Raw genomic sequence first — 18263 nt, forward strand, 5'->3', positions numbered from 1 at the left:
AAGCTACTAGTAAAGACAGTAATCACATAAGATGCCAAAAAAATTCATAAAAAGATTTATGCCTGACCCGAAAACACTTCAAAAGCATAAATATTTGCGAGTGTTTGGCAAATTATTAGATAAACCCAATTTATGGGTATTAAATCGCAAATCGGCTCCAGGGGCGTTCGCGGTAGGTCTATTTATTGGCTGGATGCCAATGCCATTCCAAATGGTTGCAGCAGCAGGATTAGCGATTTTATTTAACGTTAACATTCCGATTGCGGTGGCATTAGTGTGGATAACAAACCCTATTACAATGCCATTTATGTTTTATATGGCCTATTTAGTCGGTGTGAAATTACTCGGGGTTGAAAGGCTTCCTTTTGAGTTTGAGGTAAGTTGGCAATGGGTAGAAACATCAATATCAACTCTTGGCCCACCTTTTTTACTCGGCTGCTTGGTATTAGGCCTGGTATTTGCGGCAATCGGTTACCTAGTGATTAATAGCCTATGGAAATATTCAATATTATTTAAATGGCAAAAGCGCAAATAAGCGGTCTACTCATTAACGAGTGGCAGTGTAGTTAAGCCTTTGAACTTAAGCTTTTTGCCTTATATCAGCTTGTTTTTTATTTATATTTCCCTTTTCTGGAAAATGGCAGACGATGAGTTTAGCCTGAGAAACATTTTATAAATTGATAACAAGCTAAAAATAGCAGCTGCAATAACAGTCATAGACCAAAAGCGACACCTGAAACCGCTACCAACTTCGTAACACAATAGATCCATAACATTGATTGTAAGACATGCTAAAGCTTGTTTATTTAACGGTTAAAATCGCTGGCTAACATGGCATATAGGTATTCATCACCCCAACGTCCTTTAAACATCACATTTTGCTTAAAATGCCCTTCTCGTCTAAAACCAACTTTTTCTAACACCGCAACACTCGCAGTATTTAAGCAGTCAGTTATTGCAATAACTCGATGTCGCGATAACTCAGTAAATAAATAGCCCAGTAAACACTGCAGCGCCTCTGTAGCAACGCCTTGCTTATGGTGTTGTGGTGCAATGGTAAAGCCGACTTCAGCTTGATATTCATCAATAAAGTGCACTGCCATGTCACCAATTAATTGATCCGTTATGGCATCCGCGATGGCTAATTGATACCAATTACCTGACACAGCAAATTGTGCATAATTCGTTTGTGCGAAGAGTTTTTTTGCATCATCTAAACTGTATTCTGTCCAGCTTTGATATTTGGCAATATCTGCAACATTTCTATACTCTGCAAATTCGGTTAAGTCAGCGGCCTTAAAAGCACGGATCATAAAACGTGCCGATAAAAGAGTCGGAGCGTTTATGTGAGTTTTAGCCACTTTAGTAGCAGTCGGTTTAGTTGAGTTGTCTTGAGTCATTATATGGCACTTAGGCTTATTTAAAGTCGAAATAATATAAGATTAAACGCTACTACTAATAGAAACAAATTAATCCTACTAATTTGCCAAACTCAACCAATGCCAAACTCAACTTAAAAAGTTCGACTCGGCATAGTTAATCCGCGATAACTTTGTTTAATTATCTTAGTTAACTCATTCCTCCCATTTAACAGTACAAACTAGATCGGATTATAAATCGACAATTGACTACTTCCCTGTATAATTGCGCGCCTACTAATACACTCAAGTCAGTCTTATTCTCACTAAAGCCGATTATCGCTTTTTGTCGATCAATATTCTGTAATTACTCAATTGGATACATGTTTTGATTTCTACCGCAAATATTACTATGCAGTTTGGCCCAGAGCCGTTGTTTGAAAACATTTCGGCCCAATTTGGCCACGGCAATCGTTATGGCTTGATTGGTGCTAATGGTTGTGGCAAATCCACATTCATGAAAATTCTCAGTGGTGAACTGGCGCCAACATCTGGCAACGTTTCAATTTCGCCAGGTTTAAAAGTCGGTACATTGAATCAAAACCAATTTGCTTTTGAAAACTATAGCGTGGTTGACGCGGTGATCATGGGTGATGTGGCACTATGGAAAGTCAAACAAGAACGCGACAGCATTTATGCTCAAACAGAGATGAGTGATGAAGACGGCATGCGCGTCGGGGACTTAGAAAGCCAATTTGCAGAAATGGACGGTTATAGCGCTGAAAGTCGCGCTGGCGAAATCCTGTTAGAAGCGGGTATTGAAGAGTCATTTCACTATGGCCTAATGGCACAGGTTGCCCCAGGTTGGAAGCTGCGAGTGTTATTAGCACAAGCATTATTTGCCAACCCCGACATATTGTTACTTGACGAACCTACCAACAACTTGGACATTCACACCATTAGTTGGCTTGCCACCGAGTTAAACAAACGTAAATGCACCATGATTATTATTTCCCATGACAGGCATTTTTTAAACTCAGTTTGTACCCATATGGCGGATATCGATTATGGTGAGCTGCGTATTTACCCAGGTAATTACGAGTATTTTCTCGCACAATCAAGTTTACTACGTGAACAGCTACTGGCTGGTAACGCCAAAAAGAGCGCTGAAATTGACGAGTTACAAGACTTCGTTAACCGCTTTGGTGCTAATGCTTCTAAAGCCAAACAAGCCAGCTCTCGCGCTAAAAAGATGGATAAAATTAAACTTGATGATGTTAAATCATCAAGCCGTATCACTCCGTCTATCCGCTTTACTGAATGTAAAAAGTTACATCGCCAAGCATTAGTGTTAGAAGAACTGGGACATGGTTTTGATAACGTATTATTTGAACATGGCGATCTTATTTTAGATGCAGGTTCAAAACTGGCCATTATTGGTGAAAATGGCGTGGGTAAAACAACCCTATTACGTTGTTTAGTTGAAGAAATCAAACACAACCATGGTCGCATTAAATGGTCTGAAAATGCCGCCATTGGCTATTGCCCGCAGGACAGCAGCGCAGATTTTGATAATGACATGACTTTATTTGACTGGATGTCATTATGGCGCACACCTAAACACAACGACCTTATGGTACGTGGTATGTTAGGTCGTTTATTATTCACTGAAGACGATGCGAACAAAAAAGTACGTAACTGTTCTGGTGGTGAGAAAAACCGCCTGTTATTCGGTAAGTTAATGATGATGGACGTTAACGTATTGATAATGGACGAGCCAACTAACCACATGGACATGGAAGCCATTGAAGCACTTAACCAAGCCTTGAAATTATTTGAAGGCACATTAATTTTTGTCAGCCATGACCGTGAGTTTGTGTCATCACTTGCCACACGCATTATTGATGTTAAAGATAAAAAACTGGTTAACTTCCACGGTACATTTGATGAATACCTTGCGAGCCAACCACAGTTGTAAGCGACTCCCCCAAGGGTAAGCATCAATTGACGCGGCAAACTAAGACCTTCATTGTGAGTTATCTATTATGTGATAACCACAAGACTAATGAAGGTCTTTTTATTTACCTTCAGCTTGAGTGAACTGATGCGCTCTATAAGCTAAGTTAAATACGTTTATCCATTTTAATAAATTTTAGGCTAAACAAGATTAATAACATGGTCGCAAAACGATCAAAAACTAGCACTTAATTGACTTTAACGCCTGTTTCTTTTAAGCAATATCGACCCAAATAGCGAAAATATTATGAATAGAAAAATCGAATTATTAGCACCAGGCGGGGATGTAGATGCAATTAAAGCAGCGATTATTGCTGGTGCCAATGCCGTATATTGTGGTTTAGAAACCTTTAACGCACGTAACCGTGCCGCTAACCTTACCTTTGATGATCTTATTGGGGTGATTTCGCTAGCACATCAATATCAATGTGAAGTGTTTTTAACCATGAATATCGTCATTCTTGAAAACGAAATTCCTACTTTAGTTAAATTACTTAATCAACTGGTTAATACTGGTATCGATGGCATCATTGTTCAAGATTTAGCTTTATTTCACTTAGTTAATAAACACTTCCCAAGCTTACTTGTACACGCATCCACACAGTTAACCACCCATAATGAAGGTCAAATTGGCTTTTTAGCCAAAGTGGGCGCTACCCGTGTTAATTTGTCGCGTGAAATGAATCTAACCGAAATTAAAAGCCTGACCCGTTATGCACACGATTTAGACGTACTCACCGAAGTGTTTGTTCATGGAGCACTGTGTATTGCGTTTTCTGGCCAGTGCTATTCAAGTTCAGTCAGTGTGGGCAACTCAGGTAACCGTGGCCGTTGTAGCCAGGCGTGTCGAGATGAGTATGACATTACTGCGGCGGGTAATAAATTTCCACTTAACCTTAAAGATAATTCAGCTTATTTTGACTTGCCCGAATTAGTGGACGCTGGGGTTGACTCGTTAAAAATTGAGGGCCGCATTAAAGGCGCACAATACGTTCACACCGTTGTGGATAGCTGGCGTAAGCAAATTGATAAGTTTGTTGAATCAGGTAAATTGCTGTCAGATGACTCAAATCTTTATAAAGTATTTAACCGCGACTTTACTAACTCCTTTTTAAAGGGCAACCTGACCAAAGACATGTTTATCGACAATCCGCGCGATAATAGCTTTAAACATGCCAATGATAAAAGTAATGCCATTTCAGTGGTACAAATCCACGAAGCGCAACAAATGCTTTCTTCAGACAAAGATGCCATTGTGTCATTGGTGGCCGATAAAGTCAGTCAGCTCAGTATTGAAAAAACCGCCTTGTCACTGCGTTTTTCAGGTCAACTGAATCAACCACTAACCCTTACCGCAATTACAAAAAACAGCACGGTTGAAATTCAATCAACTGTAGCGCTAACCATAGCAACGGATTCACGCATTGATGAAGCGGCGATAGTGAAGCGCTTTAAAAGCCTTAAGCACAGTGAGTTTGAGCTGTTACCGTTTAACTTTGATGGCCTGGATAGTGACTTAAGCATTCCTTTTAGCCAGCTTACACAAATGAAAAACCAATTATTATTCAAGCTAACTCAAAGAGAATACATTGGCGCAGTAACCTTACCGGCATTGATTAACCACCCCAAAATCAGCAGTCAGCCAACTTTATCATTGCTTATCAGTGATGAAAAAGATGTTGATTTATGTGATGTCACAAACGCAGATATTTACTTTAAATTACCTGAAAGCTTTAAAGTAAATGACAACAAGTATATTGATATATTTCTGCGTAACCCTAGGTTAATCCCGTGGTTTCCAGCTGTTCTGATTGGTAAAGATTACCTTGAGTCCGTTAGATTGTTAGAAACGGTAAAGCCTAAGCGCATTGTCAGCAACAATACTGGCGTAGCATTTGTTGCCATAAACATGGGCATTGAGTGGATTGCAGGGCCCTTCCTCAACACCACTAACTCTTATGCCTTATTAACCCTACAAGAACAGCTTAATTGCGCCGGTGCATTTATTTCAAATGAAATAAACCGTAATCAAATTAAAAATATAGCCAGACCGAAAAACTTTAAAATGCTTTACAGCATTTATCACCCTATTTTGATGATGACCAGCAGACAGTGCTTCTTTCAACAAACTGTAGGCTGTAACAAGCCCAGTATTGAAGATGGTTGTATGCTTAAATGTGAAAAAGCCACTACCATTACAAATGTTAAAGGTATTTCATTTGCGGTTGATAAACAAAAAGGCGGTTACCCAAGTATTTACAACCACGAGCAATTCTTAAATATTGACGCGGTTGAAGACTTATCCTATATGTTTGATGAGTTTTTTATCGATTTAACCGATATAGGCTCAGGCTCTAAAGCTAAAATAGATAAAGTGGAATTAGTCAGCCACTTTGAAAAAGTATTACAGGGCATTACTGATTCAAAAACTAGCCTTAAACAGTTAGTTACTATTTCAACCAATGCTCAATATCAGCAAGGGTTGTAACCACAGGTTAGTTTTATTGCCTTTTGCTGACCCCGAAAGCGGCTGCATGGCTTAACCTCAGACCGGGATAATACATGCTTAGCAAAAAAGGCTTTACCTTCAGGTAAAGCCTTTTTGTTATCTAGTGTAAAATCATTTATTAGTGCTAATCCAGTTTGATTTACTGATAATTCAAAGTTGAGGCTTACTGAAAGGAACTGACTTCATCTGCTGTTAAGTCACGCCATTCACCGGCAACTATATCAAGACTTACATTACCTATTTGTTGACGATGCAGAGCGTTAACTCTATTACCTATGGCAAAAAACATTCTTTTAACTTGATGATACCGACCCTCTGTAAGCGATAACAACACCTCTTTTGCACTCATTATAATCAGCTCAGCGGGTAGTGTCGGTTTGCTCTCTCCTTGGAGCAATATGCCTTGTTTAAACAGTGCCACAGCATCAATATTAATCGGTTTGGCTAATTGTACTCGATACACTTTTGTGCAAACACATTCAGGTCGAGTAATATTATATGACCAACGGCCATCGTCAGTTATCAGCACTAATCCTGTGGTATCGGCATCTAAGCGCCCAACAATGTGCAGCTCGTCTTTGTGATTAATATCAATATTATTCAACAATGAAGGGTAATGACCATCGACATTTGAACAAAGTGTATCGGCTTGTTTATGCATCAACATATAACGAAATGGCCTAGTTACCAGTGTCTGACCATTTAATTGAATCACATTATCTTCATGCACCTGACTTGTTATATCAGTATTCACTGCACCATTTACCCTAATATGACCCAGACTAATTTGTTCAGTAACCTCTGATTTTGTACACAATGTACTTTTAAGCACAAATTTATCTAGCCGCATAAAATATCTACCCTACTTACATCTACCCTACTTACATCTACCCTACTTACATTTACGCTTTATATTAATGCGTTAATTTATAGTAATTATGCACAAGCAAACTATCAATAAAAGTCACTGACATAAGACGATCAATCCTGTGTTTGCTGAGTTAAAAAGGCTTTGAAAGCATTAACTGTTCTATGTGGATCTTCCTCTTGGGGCACATGACCAAGTTCATTAAAACGCACAAGCTGGCTGCCTATTATATCCCGGTGAAATCTATCGGCAATGTCAGGCGGAATAAGTCTATCCTGTTGCCCCCAAATAATCAGTGTCGACAGATTTAGCTCAGATATGCGCGGTACTAGCTGACCTGGACGTATTTGCTGTAACCGCTCGACTAGTGCCTGCCTATTGCCCGTTCGGGTTGTTAGATCAAAATACCTGCTGACTAATTCAGGGGTAACCGACTCTGGATTGCCATAAACATTTTTAACACTGCTTTCAACCATTCCCCTTGGTAACACTTGTTGCATGAGTTTATTTAATATTGGCGTGCTCGCAATGCTAAAGCCAATTGGAATCGATTTAGCTTCAAATGGATATCCACTCGAGTCAATCAACACTAACTTGGCTACGCGATCAGGATAAAATACTGCCGTAGCCCACGACACATAACCCCCAAGGGAATTACCAACCAAAATAGCGCGGTCAACCTTAAGCATATCGAGCACTTCGACAACAATGCGACAATAGTTTTCTATACTGTAGTTGCTGTCTACAGTGGGACCCGTTAAGCCAAAACCAGGTAAGTCAAATCGAATAACCTGGCGCTCATCCTTTAACGCATTAACCCAACCATCCCAAGTATGCAGCGATGAACTCGTACCATGCAAAAGCACAATTGGAGTTGGATCTTCACGGGGGCCTTCATCTCTTAGGTGGATCTGCAGGCCTGCAATTTCAATGAATTGTGATGGTGGTTGTGCCCATTTGGGTTTAAGTTGCTCAACAGATCGATCAGGCACACGATTGATTAGGATATAAATAGTCGCTGTAATCATAAGCAACAATAAAAGGCTACTGAACAATGTTAATATCAATTTCAATGCATACCTCTTATTAAAGGATAAATCAGTTATAGGCTCTGTACTTTATTGATTAAAAAATCAAAATTGCTAATGTTTTAGCTTAAATGAAACCATAGCATGTGTTAACTTGGTCATCATGCACTATTATTTAACTGAGCATGATTATTTAACAGGACTTAGAGAAATCATGGGTTAATGCAAATAGCTTAACTTGGAAAGGAGGACTGATTGAAACTTATTTGGCTAATATTATTGCTTACTTGCTTCAATGCATGGGCCGATTCTTCCACAAGTACACCTAAAGACATCGCTCTTTATACCTATCACTACATGCCGCCTTATGTCATTAATAGTGATACTGAAACAGGTTTACTTTATGATGTTGCAGATTTTTTTAACCGCCAACAGTCAAACTATCATTTCAGCGTATCTTACATTCCTCGAAAACGACTTAACCATTTGCTCGATACACAAAAATTTGACGGCATGATGATCGGCGTCAACCCCCTCTGGTTTAAAGACTCTGATCATACAACTTATTTATGGTCAGAACCTTTAATGCGGGATCAAGATGAAATTATTTCCCATTCAAATGCCCCCATCGAATTTAATAACACAGAGGTTTTTTACGGTAAAAGTGTCGGAGGGATTTTCGGCTTTCGCTATCACACTATAGATACATTAGTGGATAACGGAGTAATGATGCGTATCGATACCTCTAATGAATCACAATTAATTAATATGCTTATCAAAAAACGTTTTGATTTTGCCATTGTCTCTAGAGCAACAACTCTTTTCTACCAAACATTACTCGAACAAAACCAACAACTTTACTTTTCATCTAGGCCACACGACCAATATATTCGCTATATTATGGCCCCAAAAACACTTCAGACTGAATTTAAAGCGATTAATACACTGATTAAAAAGCTTAACAAGGATCCTGAATGGCAACAAAAAATGCTGAAATATCAAACCTTCTTGCAGCCCATTGAGCCTACATTGGAAAATAAATAACGCTTTACGCTTTGGCACCGAAATTAAGCAGCTAAACTCACTATTACCTCTTCATATTTACCAACAATAATCACATCACCTTCTACACCTGTTTCACACAAATGTAATTGAACATGTAAATTACCTATATCTGCCCTTTAAAAAGAGTCTGTTTTTGCCAGCGGTAACCCCTATGCCGAGTCGAGTAAGCCGCCACCAGTTTACCGCGAATGATAGGCAAGGCTATCTAGAGCGATAGCAAAAATGCTAACGATTGTTAGCCATGGATTCGATGAGTATTACCTGGTTAAAACTGAGTAGATGGGTCTTGTTCAGCAAACAATAATGTCATTGCTGATCCAGAGTCGACTGGTTTACTGTGGTAATAGCCCTGAGTTTTTGTTGCGCCAATTTTTTGTAATGCATGATATTGGGCTACTGTTTCTACACCCTCCGCGGTTATTTCAATCCCAAGTCGATTGGCTAGCAATACAATACTCTCAACAATGGCATGATCTTTTTCGCTGTTCATTAATCGACTCACAAAACTTCGATCTATTTTTATATTATGAATAGGAAAACGATGTAAATAGCTCAACGATGAAAAACCGGTGCCAAAGTCATCTAAATGAATATTAACTCCTGTAGCCTGCAGTTCATATAAGATTTTCATCGTCGTTTCTGGATCATGAATCAACACATTTTCAGTGACTTCGATATTGAGACAGTGTGCGGGTAACCCATGCTTATTTAACAGCGCTTTTAGCTTATCAACCACATGATAAGTTGAAATTAAGTCACTCGACGCATTACAACTCACGGTTAAATCATCTCGCCTAAACTGTTCACGCCATTGAGTAATTTGGCCCAATGCTTGGTCAATAACTAAATAGTCAATTTCAGCAATTCTTCGCATCTCTTCAGCTATGCTCAAAAACTTTATCGGCTCAATCAATCCTTTTGTTGGGTGTAGCCAACGAACTAATGCCTCAAAACCAGCTATACGCCCGGTAGTAGCATTAATAATTGGCTGAAAATAAACGATAAATTGCTTTTCGGTTACAGCCTGACTCAACTCGTTACGCAGCCTTAACTGATGTTTAGCCATCATATGCATATCTTCATTAAAGATTGCATAACCCCCACGCCCCTCACGTTTAGCGTGATACATAGCACTGTCTGCATCACGTAGGTATTCTTGCGCATCAAGTAACTCATTACTTGCCAAAACAATTCCAATACTGGCATTGGTAACGACAGGTTCATTATTTAAAATGAAGGGTTTAGTAAGGGCTCTATTAATACGCTCAGCAAGTTTAATCACTTGAGCTTCACCTGTAATACACTCCATTAATATACAAAATTCATCGCCACCAAATCTTGCTAGCGTATCTGAGTTGCGAATTTCATGACTCAACCTTTCGGCAATTGCAATGAGTAACTTGTCACCTTCTAAGTGTCCCAAACTATCATTCACTAACTTAAAACCATCTAAATCAAGAAACAACAAGGCAAAATTGTATTCAGCATCACGTTTATACTGCTTTACTGCTTTGGTCAAAAATTCAATAAATAATGTTCTGTTAGCTAAATGCGTCAAAGGATCATGAAAAGCTAATTGATTTAATTTCACTTCTGCTTGTTTTCTTAAACTGATATCAATGCACTGAATAAAAATATAGTCGGCTAGGCCATCGATATTTTTCTGAACATAAACATTAATGTAACAGCAGAGTTCTGTACCGTTTTTACACACCAAGGTTATTTCAGCATCATACGATTTAGCGTCTGCATCACGAATGAGCGCTAATTGTTTATAACCAAATTCACGATCATCAGGCTGAAGTAGATCAACATAACTCAGTAGATAAATTTCATCATTGGTATAGCCGAAGGTTTTACAGAGTGTCTTGTTCGCTTGTAATATTTTGCCATCCAGTCCCACCACAGCCATGCTAATCGTAGAGTTATTAAACACATTACGGAAAAGCTGCTCACTTTGTTTTTTAGCTTGTTCCGCTTTATATTGTTCACTGAGATCTTGTACTGTACCAGTCAAACGCTTGCCATCTTGCTCAACCTGTCCGGTAGAATGAACATAACAGCACTCATGCTTATCATTAATACTCATTAGCTCATGGCTCAGACTAAAAGCGACACCTTGCTCAAGAAACTGCTTAAACACGTCAGATATAGCTCCGTTATCATTTTGAGCCAAACAATTAAACAGTGCTTCAATATTAAAGGTGTCAACTTGAAATGGTGTCAGTTGAAGTAATTTAACTAGCTCTCTGGAGAGGGTTAATTGATGACTTACAGTATCATATTGCCAACTACCCAATCGCGCAGCGGCTTGTGCGTTAGCAAGGTTATTTTCACTTAACTGTATTTGATGCAATTGTACTTCAAGGGCTTTATTTGCACTTGCCAGCTGATTATCACGTTTAATTAAATTTTGATTCATAGTATTAAACGCACTGGCAAGACGCCCTAATTCATCGGTGCGAAGATTATCTAACTTTTCAGCTTGCTCACCTCTAGACAGTGCTAGTGTGGCATGATTAAGTTTTGATAAAGGCTGGGTAATTTTCTTTCTCATCACAAAAAATAATACAAATAATTCGATTCCAAGCGCAATAAACCCTGAAATAAATACAATCATTGCCGTACTAGAAGCGACATTGCTTACCACTGTTTTAGGGATGACACTGACATAATACCAACCTGGCCCTGAAAGTTTACTGACCATTAAATAAGAATCTATTTGTGCCAGCTCAATCATTTTTTGGTTTGGGTCTGCTGTTATGACCGCGTGGTAAATGGATTGCAGTGAATCGTCACCATCGCGGTCAATAATAAACTGCCCATTAGCTGCTTTAAGTTGATCAATATAGCTTTGATGTGCAATCAAACGACCATCGTGACGAAAAATAAGATTATAGCCCCCTTGCGGTGCTTGATTAATCGTTCTTGCAAACAACTCATCCAATGACATGTCGTTGCCAATAGTGGCAATATGTTGCTGCTGATAATAAATAGGCGTTTCTATTGATACCATCCAAATATCGGATTGTTTATCGAGGTAAACACCTGTCCAAACCGTTTTTTTAGCCGGATTATTTTGTTCAATTGAGATCGTAAAATATTCCTCCAATCGAATATCAAAATCAGCGGCTAAACGATAAGTAAAATCAGGAATTTCTGGCCAATATATTGCCGCAAAATTTTCAATACCATAAGCGTAAGTATTAATGAAACGATTTCGCCAGCTTTTACCATAGTCGCCCACCAATGTATTGAGCAAACCCGCACGGTATTTAAGCTCGTCAGTCAACTGCACATCTTTGGCAATCCAAACACCTGCACGCTGCTCTGCATCAAAAAGCTGCGGATTAAAACGTATCGCGTGGTCGTCTTGACGAATAAAATCTCTCTCGAAGAGAGACAGGGTTGCGGCTTTATTTTCAGGCTGATAAGAATTCAAAATATCTTGCTTAAACAGTTTGTGGTTATCCTCTGCAAGGGTAAAAATTTGGCTTTCTCTGGCAACTCTTTCCTGGGTGAAAGATTGAAACTCAGCTAACTTAGTTGACTCTATTTCGGAAAATATATGAAAATAACTGATGGTTGTTAATATGCTAATGACAAATAAAATTCGAACACCTACCGCCATCAAAGTGTGACTAACAATAGATTGGTTCAAACTGGCTAACAACTTTATCATTCATACTTCCTGAGTAAATAGTGCTAAAAATGTGGAAAAAAGTGCGTTCAAAAATTAGTCATTGATAATTTTATATTCAATTCATTCATGTATTGAGTAGTAACTCTAGCAGATTTGGTTGAATGTTAACAAATAGTTAAATAAAACAACTCTATTTTCTGCCATGTTTTAGCTACCTTTATATAAAGTGCAAAGTCGCATCTAAAAACATAATAAAGGCGCCTATATAAAATAAGCCCAGATTTTTCAATCTGGGCTTATTTATTATCTTTTTAAACAGCTACTTACCTTAAATATTACACTCATTTTACCAAATTACGTAATACATAATGCAAAATACCGCCATGTTGGTAATAACTGAACTCATTAGGGGTATCGATACGGATTTTTGCCTCAAACGAATGTTGCTTACCCGCTTTATCAGTTGCGGTCACCTTAACGGTTTTTTGACCGGCACTGACCGCAGGAATACTAAACTGTTCTTCGCCTGTGAGGTTAAGCGCCTCAGTACTGTCGTCTGGCATAAACTGCAAGGGCAAAATACCCATTCCAACTAGATTAGATCTATGTATACGCTCGTAACTTTGGGCGATTACCGCTTTTACACCTAACAGTGCAGGCCCTTTAGCTGCCCAGTCCCGCGAGCTACCAGTACCATATTCTTTACCTGCTAGCACAATACAAGGCGTGCCTTGTTGCTGATACTGCATCGCGGCATCAAATACCGTCATCGATTCACCGTTAGGCATTAAACGTGTCCAACAGCCTTCGGTGCCCGGTGCCAGTAAGTTTCTTAACCTTACATTGGCAAAGGTGCCGCGCATCATCACTTCATGGTTACCACGGCGTGAACCATAAGAATTAAAGTCCTTAATTGCCACGCCAGCTTGCTGTAAATAATCTCCTGCTGGACTGTTTGGTGCAATAGATCCCGCAGGTGAAATATGATCAGTTGTCACCGAGTCGCCCAATTTGAGTAAACAACGAGCGTTGTCTATGCCTGTTATTGTGGGCACTTCGGCAGTGATGCCGTCAAAAAATGGCGGCTGTTTAACATAGGTAGAATCTGGCCAGTTATATTTCTGACTCTGCACCACCTCTAACCCTTGCCAATCTGCATCACCAGTGTAAACATCGGCATAACGCGACACAAACATATCACTTTTTACCGCGCTGGCCATGACCTGTTGAATTTCTTGATTATCCGGCCAAATATCTTTTAAATAAACCGCATTACCATCTGCATCCTCACCAAGTGGCTCACTTGCTATATCGGCTTTCATGTTACCAGCTAGTGCATACGCGACCACCAGCGGCGGCGATGCCAGATAATTAGCTTGAATTTCAGGATGAATACGGCCATCAAAGTTACGATTGCCCGACAATACTGAACACACCTTTAACCTGCCCTGTTGTATGGCTTCACTGACAGGCTGAGGCAATGGGCCGGAATTACCGATACAGGTGGTACAACCGTAGCCAACTAATTGAAACCCTAAAGCATCTAAATCGACATTCAGACCCGATTTTATTAAATAATCTGTCACCACCTGCGAGCCAGGTGCAAAGCTGGTTTTTACCCAAGGTTTTACCTGCAAGCCTTTACGGCGGGCATTTCTGGCCAATAATCCGGCGGCGATGAGTACCGACGGGTTAGAAGTATTAGTACAACTAGTAATAGCTGCTATAACGACAGCGCCAGCTTCGAGGACAAAATCTTGTTCTCGATAACGGCAGGCAACACCATTATCGCCATCGGCAACTGGCACTTGCACCACTGGGCCGCCTTCACTTTCAAGCTCATCTTGAGCGTCAACTTGGCTAACCGGAATTTGGCTGTCTAACCATTGACGAAAACTGATACTTGCTTGCTCTAATGCAATTCTATCCTGCGGCCTTTTAGGTCCGGCGATTGACGGCACAATACTGCCCAAATCTAACTGTAAAGTGGCGTGATAACAGGCTTTGTTGTCGGACGCACTGGCCCACATCCCCATCTTTTCAAGATATGCTTTTATCAATTCGATACGTTCAGGGGAGCGACCAGTAAGCGCTAAGTAAGCTAAAGTTTGCTGATCAATCGGGAAAATACCACAGGTAGCGCCATATTCTGGCGCCATATTAGCAATGGTGGCTCTATCGGCCAGGGTCAGTTGATCAACCCCCGCACCAAAAAACTCAACAAACTTGCCTACTACGCCAAATGCGCGTAATTGCTCGGTAACCGTTAACACGAGATCGGTAGCAGTCACCCCTGCTGGTAATGTACCAGTAAATTCAAAGCCAACAATTTCGGGTAATAGCATAGTAACAGGTTGCCCAAGCATAGCGGCTTCAGCCTCAATGCCGCCTACCCCCCACCCCAGCACACCTAAACCATTAATCATGGTGGTATGAGAATCAGTACCAACCAGTGTATCGGGATACAATAAATTGTCTTCATCTTCTTTAACAAACACGACCCGAGCCAGATATTCTAAATTAATCTGGTGCACAATACCGCGCCCAGGCGGCACCACTTTAAAGTTGTCAAAGGCTTGCTGGCCCCAGCGCAAAAACTGGTAACGTTCACGGTTGCGTTGAATTTCAATGGCAGTATTTTTTTGCAGCGCGCCGGATTCAGCAAACACATCAACCATTACCGAATGGTCAATGACCAACTCGACAGGATTAAGTGGATTAATCGCGTCAGCATTGCCACCTAATGTCACAATAGCATCGCGCATTGCGGCTAAATCAACGACTGAAGGCACGCCGGTAAAATCTTGTAAAATAACTCTAGAAGGTACAAAAGCGATTTCGGTTTCTGACCAGTTATCTAAATCCCAACGAGCTAAGGTATCAATATCCTCTGGTTGAACAAATTCTGAATTTTCATAGCGCAGTAAATTCTCTAATAAAATTTTTGCTGCGAAAGGTAAGCGAGATAAATCGTAGTGTTCGGCTAGTCTCTCAAAGCTGTAGTACTTGAATGTGTTTCCATTACTTTCAAGTTGTTTCAATAATTGCATCGAATTTTTCATCACTGATCTCCCTATAAACGTTTAGTGCACTTCATGCTAAGGTTACCCTAACATATCCAAATCAAAAATCGAGAAGGAAATCCTATGAGCAAAATGCGTATAGAATATGACAGCATGGGTAAAGTTGAGGTACCAGAGGATGTTTACTATCAGGCGCAAACCCAACGCGCATTAGATAACTTTCAATTATCTCAGCGGCGCTTCCCAGCTCCTGCATTACTCGCCTTACTCGATATAAAATCAGCCGCTGCTCAGGCTAATTGCCAGCTTGGCTTACTAGACAAACCTATTGCCATCGCCATTCAACAAGCGATTACTGCCAGTAAACAGCTGGATTTTGCAAAGCATTTTCCACTAGATCTGTTCCAAACAGGTTCTGGCACCAGCTCTAATATGAATGTTAATGAAGTCATTGCCAGCCTAGCCAGCGATATTTTACAGGATAAAGTTCACCCTAATGATCATGTCAATATGGGCCAAAGCAGTAACGATGTGGTACCCGCCAGTATTCACATCAGTACAGTGCGACATTTAAAAGCGCTCTTGTATCCAGCCATGACGGATTTAAGTGATAGGTTAACCTACTTAGCCAAAAAGCATTCAGATACGGTCAAAACCGGACGAACCCATTTAATGGACGCGATGCCCATTACGTTAGGGCAAGAGTTGTTATGTTGGCAGCAACAAATGAATGCAGCTCAGGCTAAGCTTCAACAGGCAGAGTTAGGTTTACATCAGTTGCCTTTGGGCGGCACAGCCGTTGGCACTGGGGTTAATTGCGACCCGCGTTTTGCCAAACTGACTTGTGATTATCTACAACAGCAAGATAAGCTACCCTGGCAAGCCGCCCAACTACCAGCCTTGTATATGAGTAGCCAAGATCACACCTTAGCTATGGCATCAGCCTTAAAAGGGTTGGCAATCAGCTTAATGAAAATAGCCAATGATTTACGCTGGATGAACTCAGGCCCTATTGCCGGATTACAAGAGATTCGTTTAACCGCATTACAACCAGGCTCATCAATCATGCCAGGTAAGGTCAACCCTGTGATCCCTGAAGCGGTTGCCATGATTGCCGCAGAAGTTATCGGCAATGAAGCCACCGTAACTATCGCCGCTCAATCCGGTAATTTTCAATTAAATGTCATGTTGCCACTGATTGCCGACAAACTGTTATCGAGCATCGATTTATTAACCAACGCCTGCCAAGCAATGACAACTAAAGTGTTTGCTGAGTTTACGCCCAATATGGATAACTTAACTCAGGCATTAGCGAAAAACCCTATTCTGGCAACCGCACTGAATTCCGTTGTCGGCTATGATATGGCGGCAAAAATTGCCAAGCGTGCCGACAAAGAACATAAATCAGTCCTAGAGATTGCACTTGAGGAAACCGAGCTAACCGAAAGTGAGTTACAAGCAATACTCGATCCTTTGCATTTAGCTAAGCCTCACCAATAGTATCTGCCTAATTAATTTAACCACAACATATCAACATAAAAATAAGGAGCTTAAGCTCCTTATTAACCTTAATCAAATTGAGTAATGAGTTAAATCTGATGAAAGAAACTGATACACGAGAATATTTCCCAGGCTATTGCCTATGCCGCTGTTTAAATCTGGTACTTAATTAAGTTATTAGACAAGTGGCATAGTTATTTTGGCCACCTAATTAGTGGTGATATAATGAGTGGTGACTACTTTAATGAATGTAAGCCAAACATATTACTTTCAGTATCCATAGCTAATGTAATAAAACCATATTCACCAATAGACATCTTAGATCTTTGCACCCGTCCACCAGCAGCAACGACTTTTGACTCTTCGATTGCACAATCTTCACATGCAAAGTAAATCAAAGTGCTATTACCACCTGCCGGAAATCCTTCCATTTGAACCAATGCGCCTGTAGCACCATACTTTTCCATATCGGATGGAAAAGACAACATTTTTATATTGTCATCATTTGGATCACCCAAAACGTCAAAATTTATGCCTAAGACAGACTGATAAAATTTTCTCGCTCTCGCTAAATCATTGACGTAAATTTCAAACCAGCCTACGGGATTAGTATTCATAAATTATCTCCTGAGTGATTAACTGTTCATATAAAGCCCATTTAAGGAACGAATTATAATGTGATTCAATCTAGCGATAGCACAACATAAACTCGGCAAATCTATCTGCGCTTTGGTTATTTTTTATACTCAACATATTGCTTAAAATTCTCGAGTATCATCAACCAACCTTGTCGTTGTTGTTCTACTGAGTTTTCATCTTCTGCTTCGAATGTTTCCGCTATTGTGGTTTGACCTTGATACTCTGAGAACTGAATATCCACCTCTCTATTATCCTCTAGTGTGTAGCGGATATGGGTAAGCGGAGCAATAGCGGTAAACTCACCCTCAAAATCGAAACCCATTGAGCCATCTTTAGCCTCCATTCGATAATTAAATTTTCCCCCCACCACCAAATCAATCTGTGCAAAAGGACAGCACCAGTCGCTCGAAGCAAAATGCCAATTTTTAATCTCATCAGGGTTAACCCAAGATAACCATACTAAATTTAAAGGTGCATTAATTATTGTTTCTATAGATATTTTCATATAGATCTCAAATTTCAATATGGCTGATAGTCATTGATAGAGGTAATTATTTAACCGTAAATCTAACTCATATAGCGTTATAAGCTAGTCTCCCAGCAACAAGAACTCC

Annotated in this window: 12 protein-coding genes; 5 read left to right on the forward strand and 7 right to left on the reverse strand. The window is 40.0% G+C overall.

Going from position 1 to position 18263, the window contains the following annotated elements; genetic code table 11:
* Positions 1-31: 31 nt before the first annotated feature.
* Positions 32-535, forward strand: a complete 504-nt coding sequence (locus L0B17_RS11815) for a DUF2062 domain-containing protein (RefSeq protein WP_235085031.1) — start codon at positions 32-34, stop codon at positions 533-535.
* Between the two features lie 271 nt (positions 536-806).
* Here L0B17_RS11815 and L0B17_RS11820 read toward each other — a convergent pair whose 3' ends face one another.
* A complete protein-coding gene (locus L0B17_RS11820) occupies positions 807-1313 on the reverse strand; it encodes a GNAT family N-acetyltransferase (protein ID WP_443019948.1) in 507 nt (168 codons plus the stop codon).
* A gap of 433 nt (positions 1314-1746) precedes the next feature.
* On the opposite strand from L0B17_RS11820, the gene L0B17_RS11825 reads away from it, so the two are divergent.
* Entirely contained in the window at positions 1747-3336 is a 1590-nt protein-coding gene (locus tag L0B17_RS11825) for an ABC-F family ATPase (protein ID WP_235085034.1), read from the forward strand.
* Positions 3337-3621: 285 nt separating this feature from the next.
* Positions 3622-5862 carry a peptidase U32 family protein gene (locus L0B17_RS11830; protein ID WP_235085036.1) on the forward strand — a complete coding sequence of 747 codons (2241 nt, stop codon included), beginning with the start codon at positions 3622-3624 and terminating at the stop codon, positions 5860-5862.
* Between the two features lie 184 nt (positions 5863-6046).
* On the opposite strand, the gene L0B17_RS11835 is transcribed toward L0B17_RS11830, so the two are convergent.
* A complete protein-coding gene (locus tag L0B17_RS11835) occupies positions 6047-6733 on the reverse strand; it encodes a pseudouridine synthase (protein WP_235085038.1) in 687 nt (228 codons plus the stop codon).
* Positions 6734-6864: 131 nt separating this feature from the next.
* A complete protein-coding gene (locus tag L0B17_RS11840; protein WP_235085039.1) occupies positions 6865-7743 on the reverse strand; it encodes an alpha/beta fold hydrolase in 879 nt (292 codons plus the stop codon).
* Between the two features lie 291 nt (positions 7744-8034).
* Between L0B17_RS11840 and L0B17_RS11845 the strand changes: the two genes are divergently transcribed.
* A complete protein-coding gene (locus L0B17_RS11845; RefSeq protein ID WP_235085041.1) occupies positions 8035-8823 on the forward strand; it encodes a substrate-binding periplasmic protein in 789 nt (262 codons plus the stop codon).
* A gap of 286 nt (positions 8824-9109) precedes the next feature.
* On the opposite strand, the gene L0B17_RS11850 is transcribed toward L0B17_RS11845, so the two are convergent.
* Complete coding sequence (locus L0B17_RS11850; RefSeq protein WP_235085043.1) at positions 9110-12526, reverse strand: EAL domain-containing protein; 3417 nt, start codon at positions 12524-12526, stop codon at positions 9110-9112.
* Between the two features lie 302 nt (positions 12527-12828).
* Positions 12829-15549, reverse strand: a complete 2721-nt coding sequence (gene acnA, locus L0B17_RS11855; protein ID WP_235085045.1) for an aconitate hydratase AcnA — start codon at positions 15547-15549, stop codon at positions 12829-12831.
* A gap of 84 nt (positions 15550-15633) precedes the next feature.
* Here acnA and L0B17_RS11860 point away from each other — a divergent pair, with 84 nt between their 5' ends.
* Positions 15634-17010 (forward strand): lyase family protein, encoded by a 1377-nt coding sequence (locus L0B17_RS11860; RefSeq protein WP_235085046.1) that lies wholly within the window; start codon positions 15634-15636, stop codon positions 17008-17010.
* 236 nt (positions 17011-17246) lie between these two features.
* Here L0B17_RS11860 and L0B17_RS11865 read toward each other — a convergent pair whose 3' ends face one another.
* Positions 17247-17627 (reverse strand): VOC family protein, encoded by a 381-nt coding sequence (locus L0B17_RS11865; RefSeq protein ID WP_235085048.1) that lies wholly within the window; start codon positions 17625-17627, stop codon positions 17247-17249.
* A gap of 116 nt (positions 17628-17743) precedes the next feature.
* Positions 17744-18154 (reverse strand): SRPBCC family protein, encoded by a 411-nt coding sequence (locus L0B17_RS11870; protein WP_235085049.1) that lies wholly within the window; start codon positions 18152-18154, stop codon positions 17744-17746.
* Between the last annotated feature and the right edge of the window lie 109 nt (positions 18155-18263).

Source organism: Shewanella sp. OMA3-2 (genome assembly GCF_021513195.1).
In the GTDB taxonomy this organism is placed as follows: domain Bacteria; phylum Pseudomonadota; class Gammaproteobacteria; order Enterobacterales; family Shewanellaceae; genus Shewanella.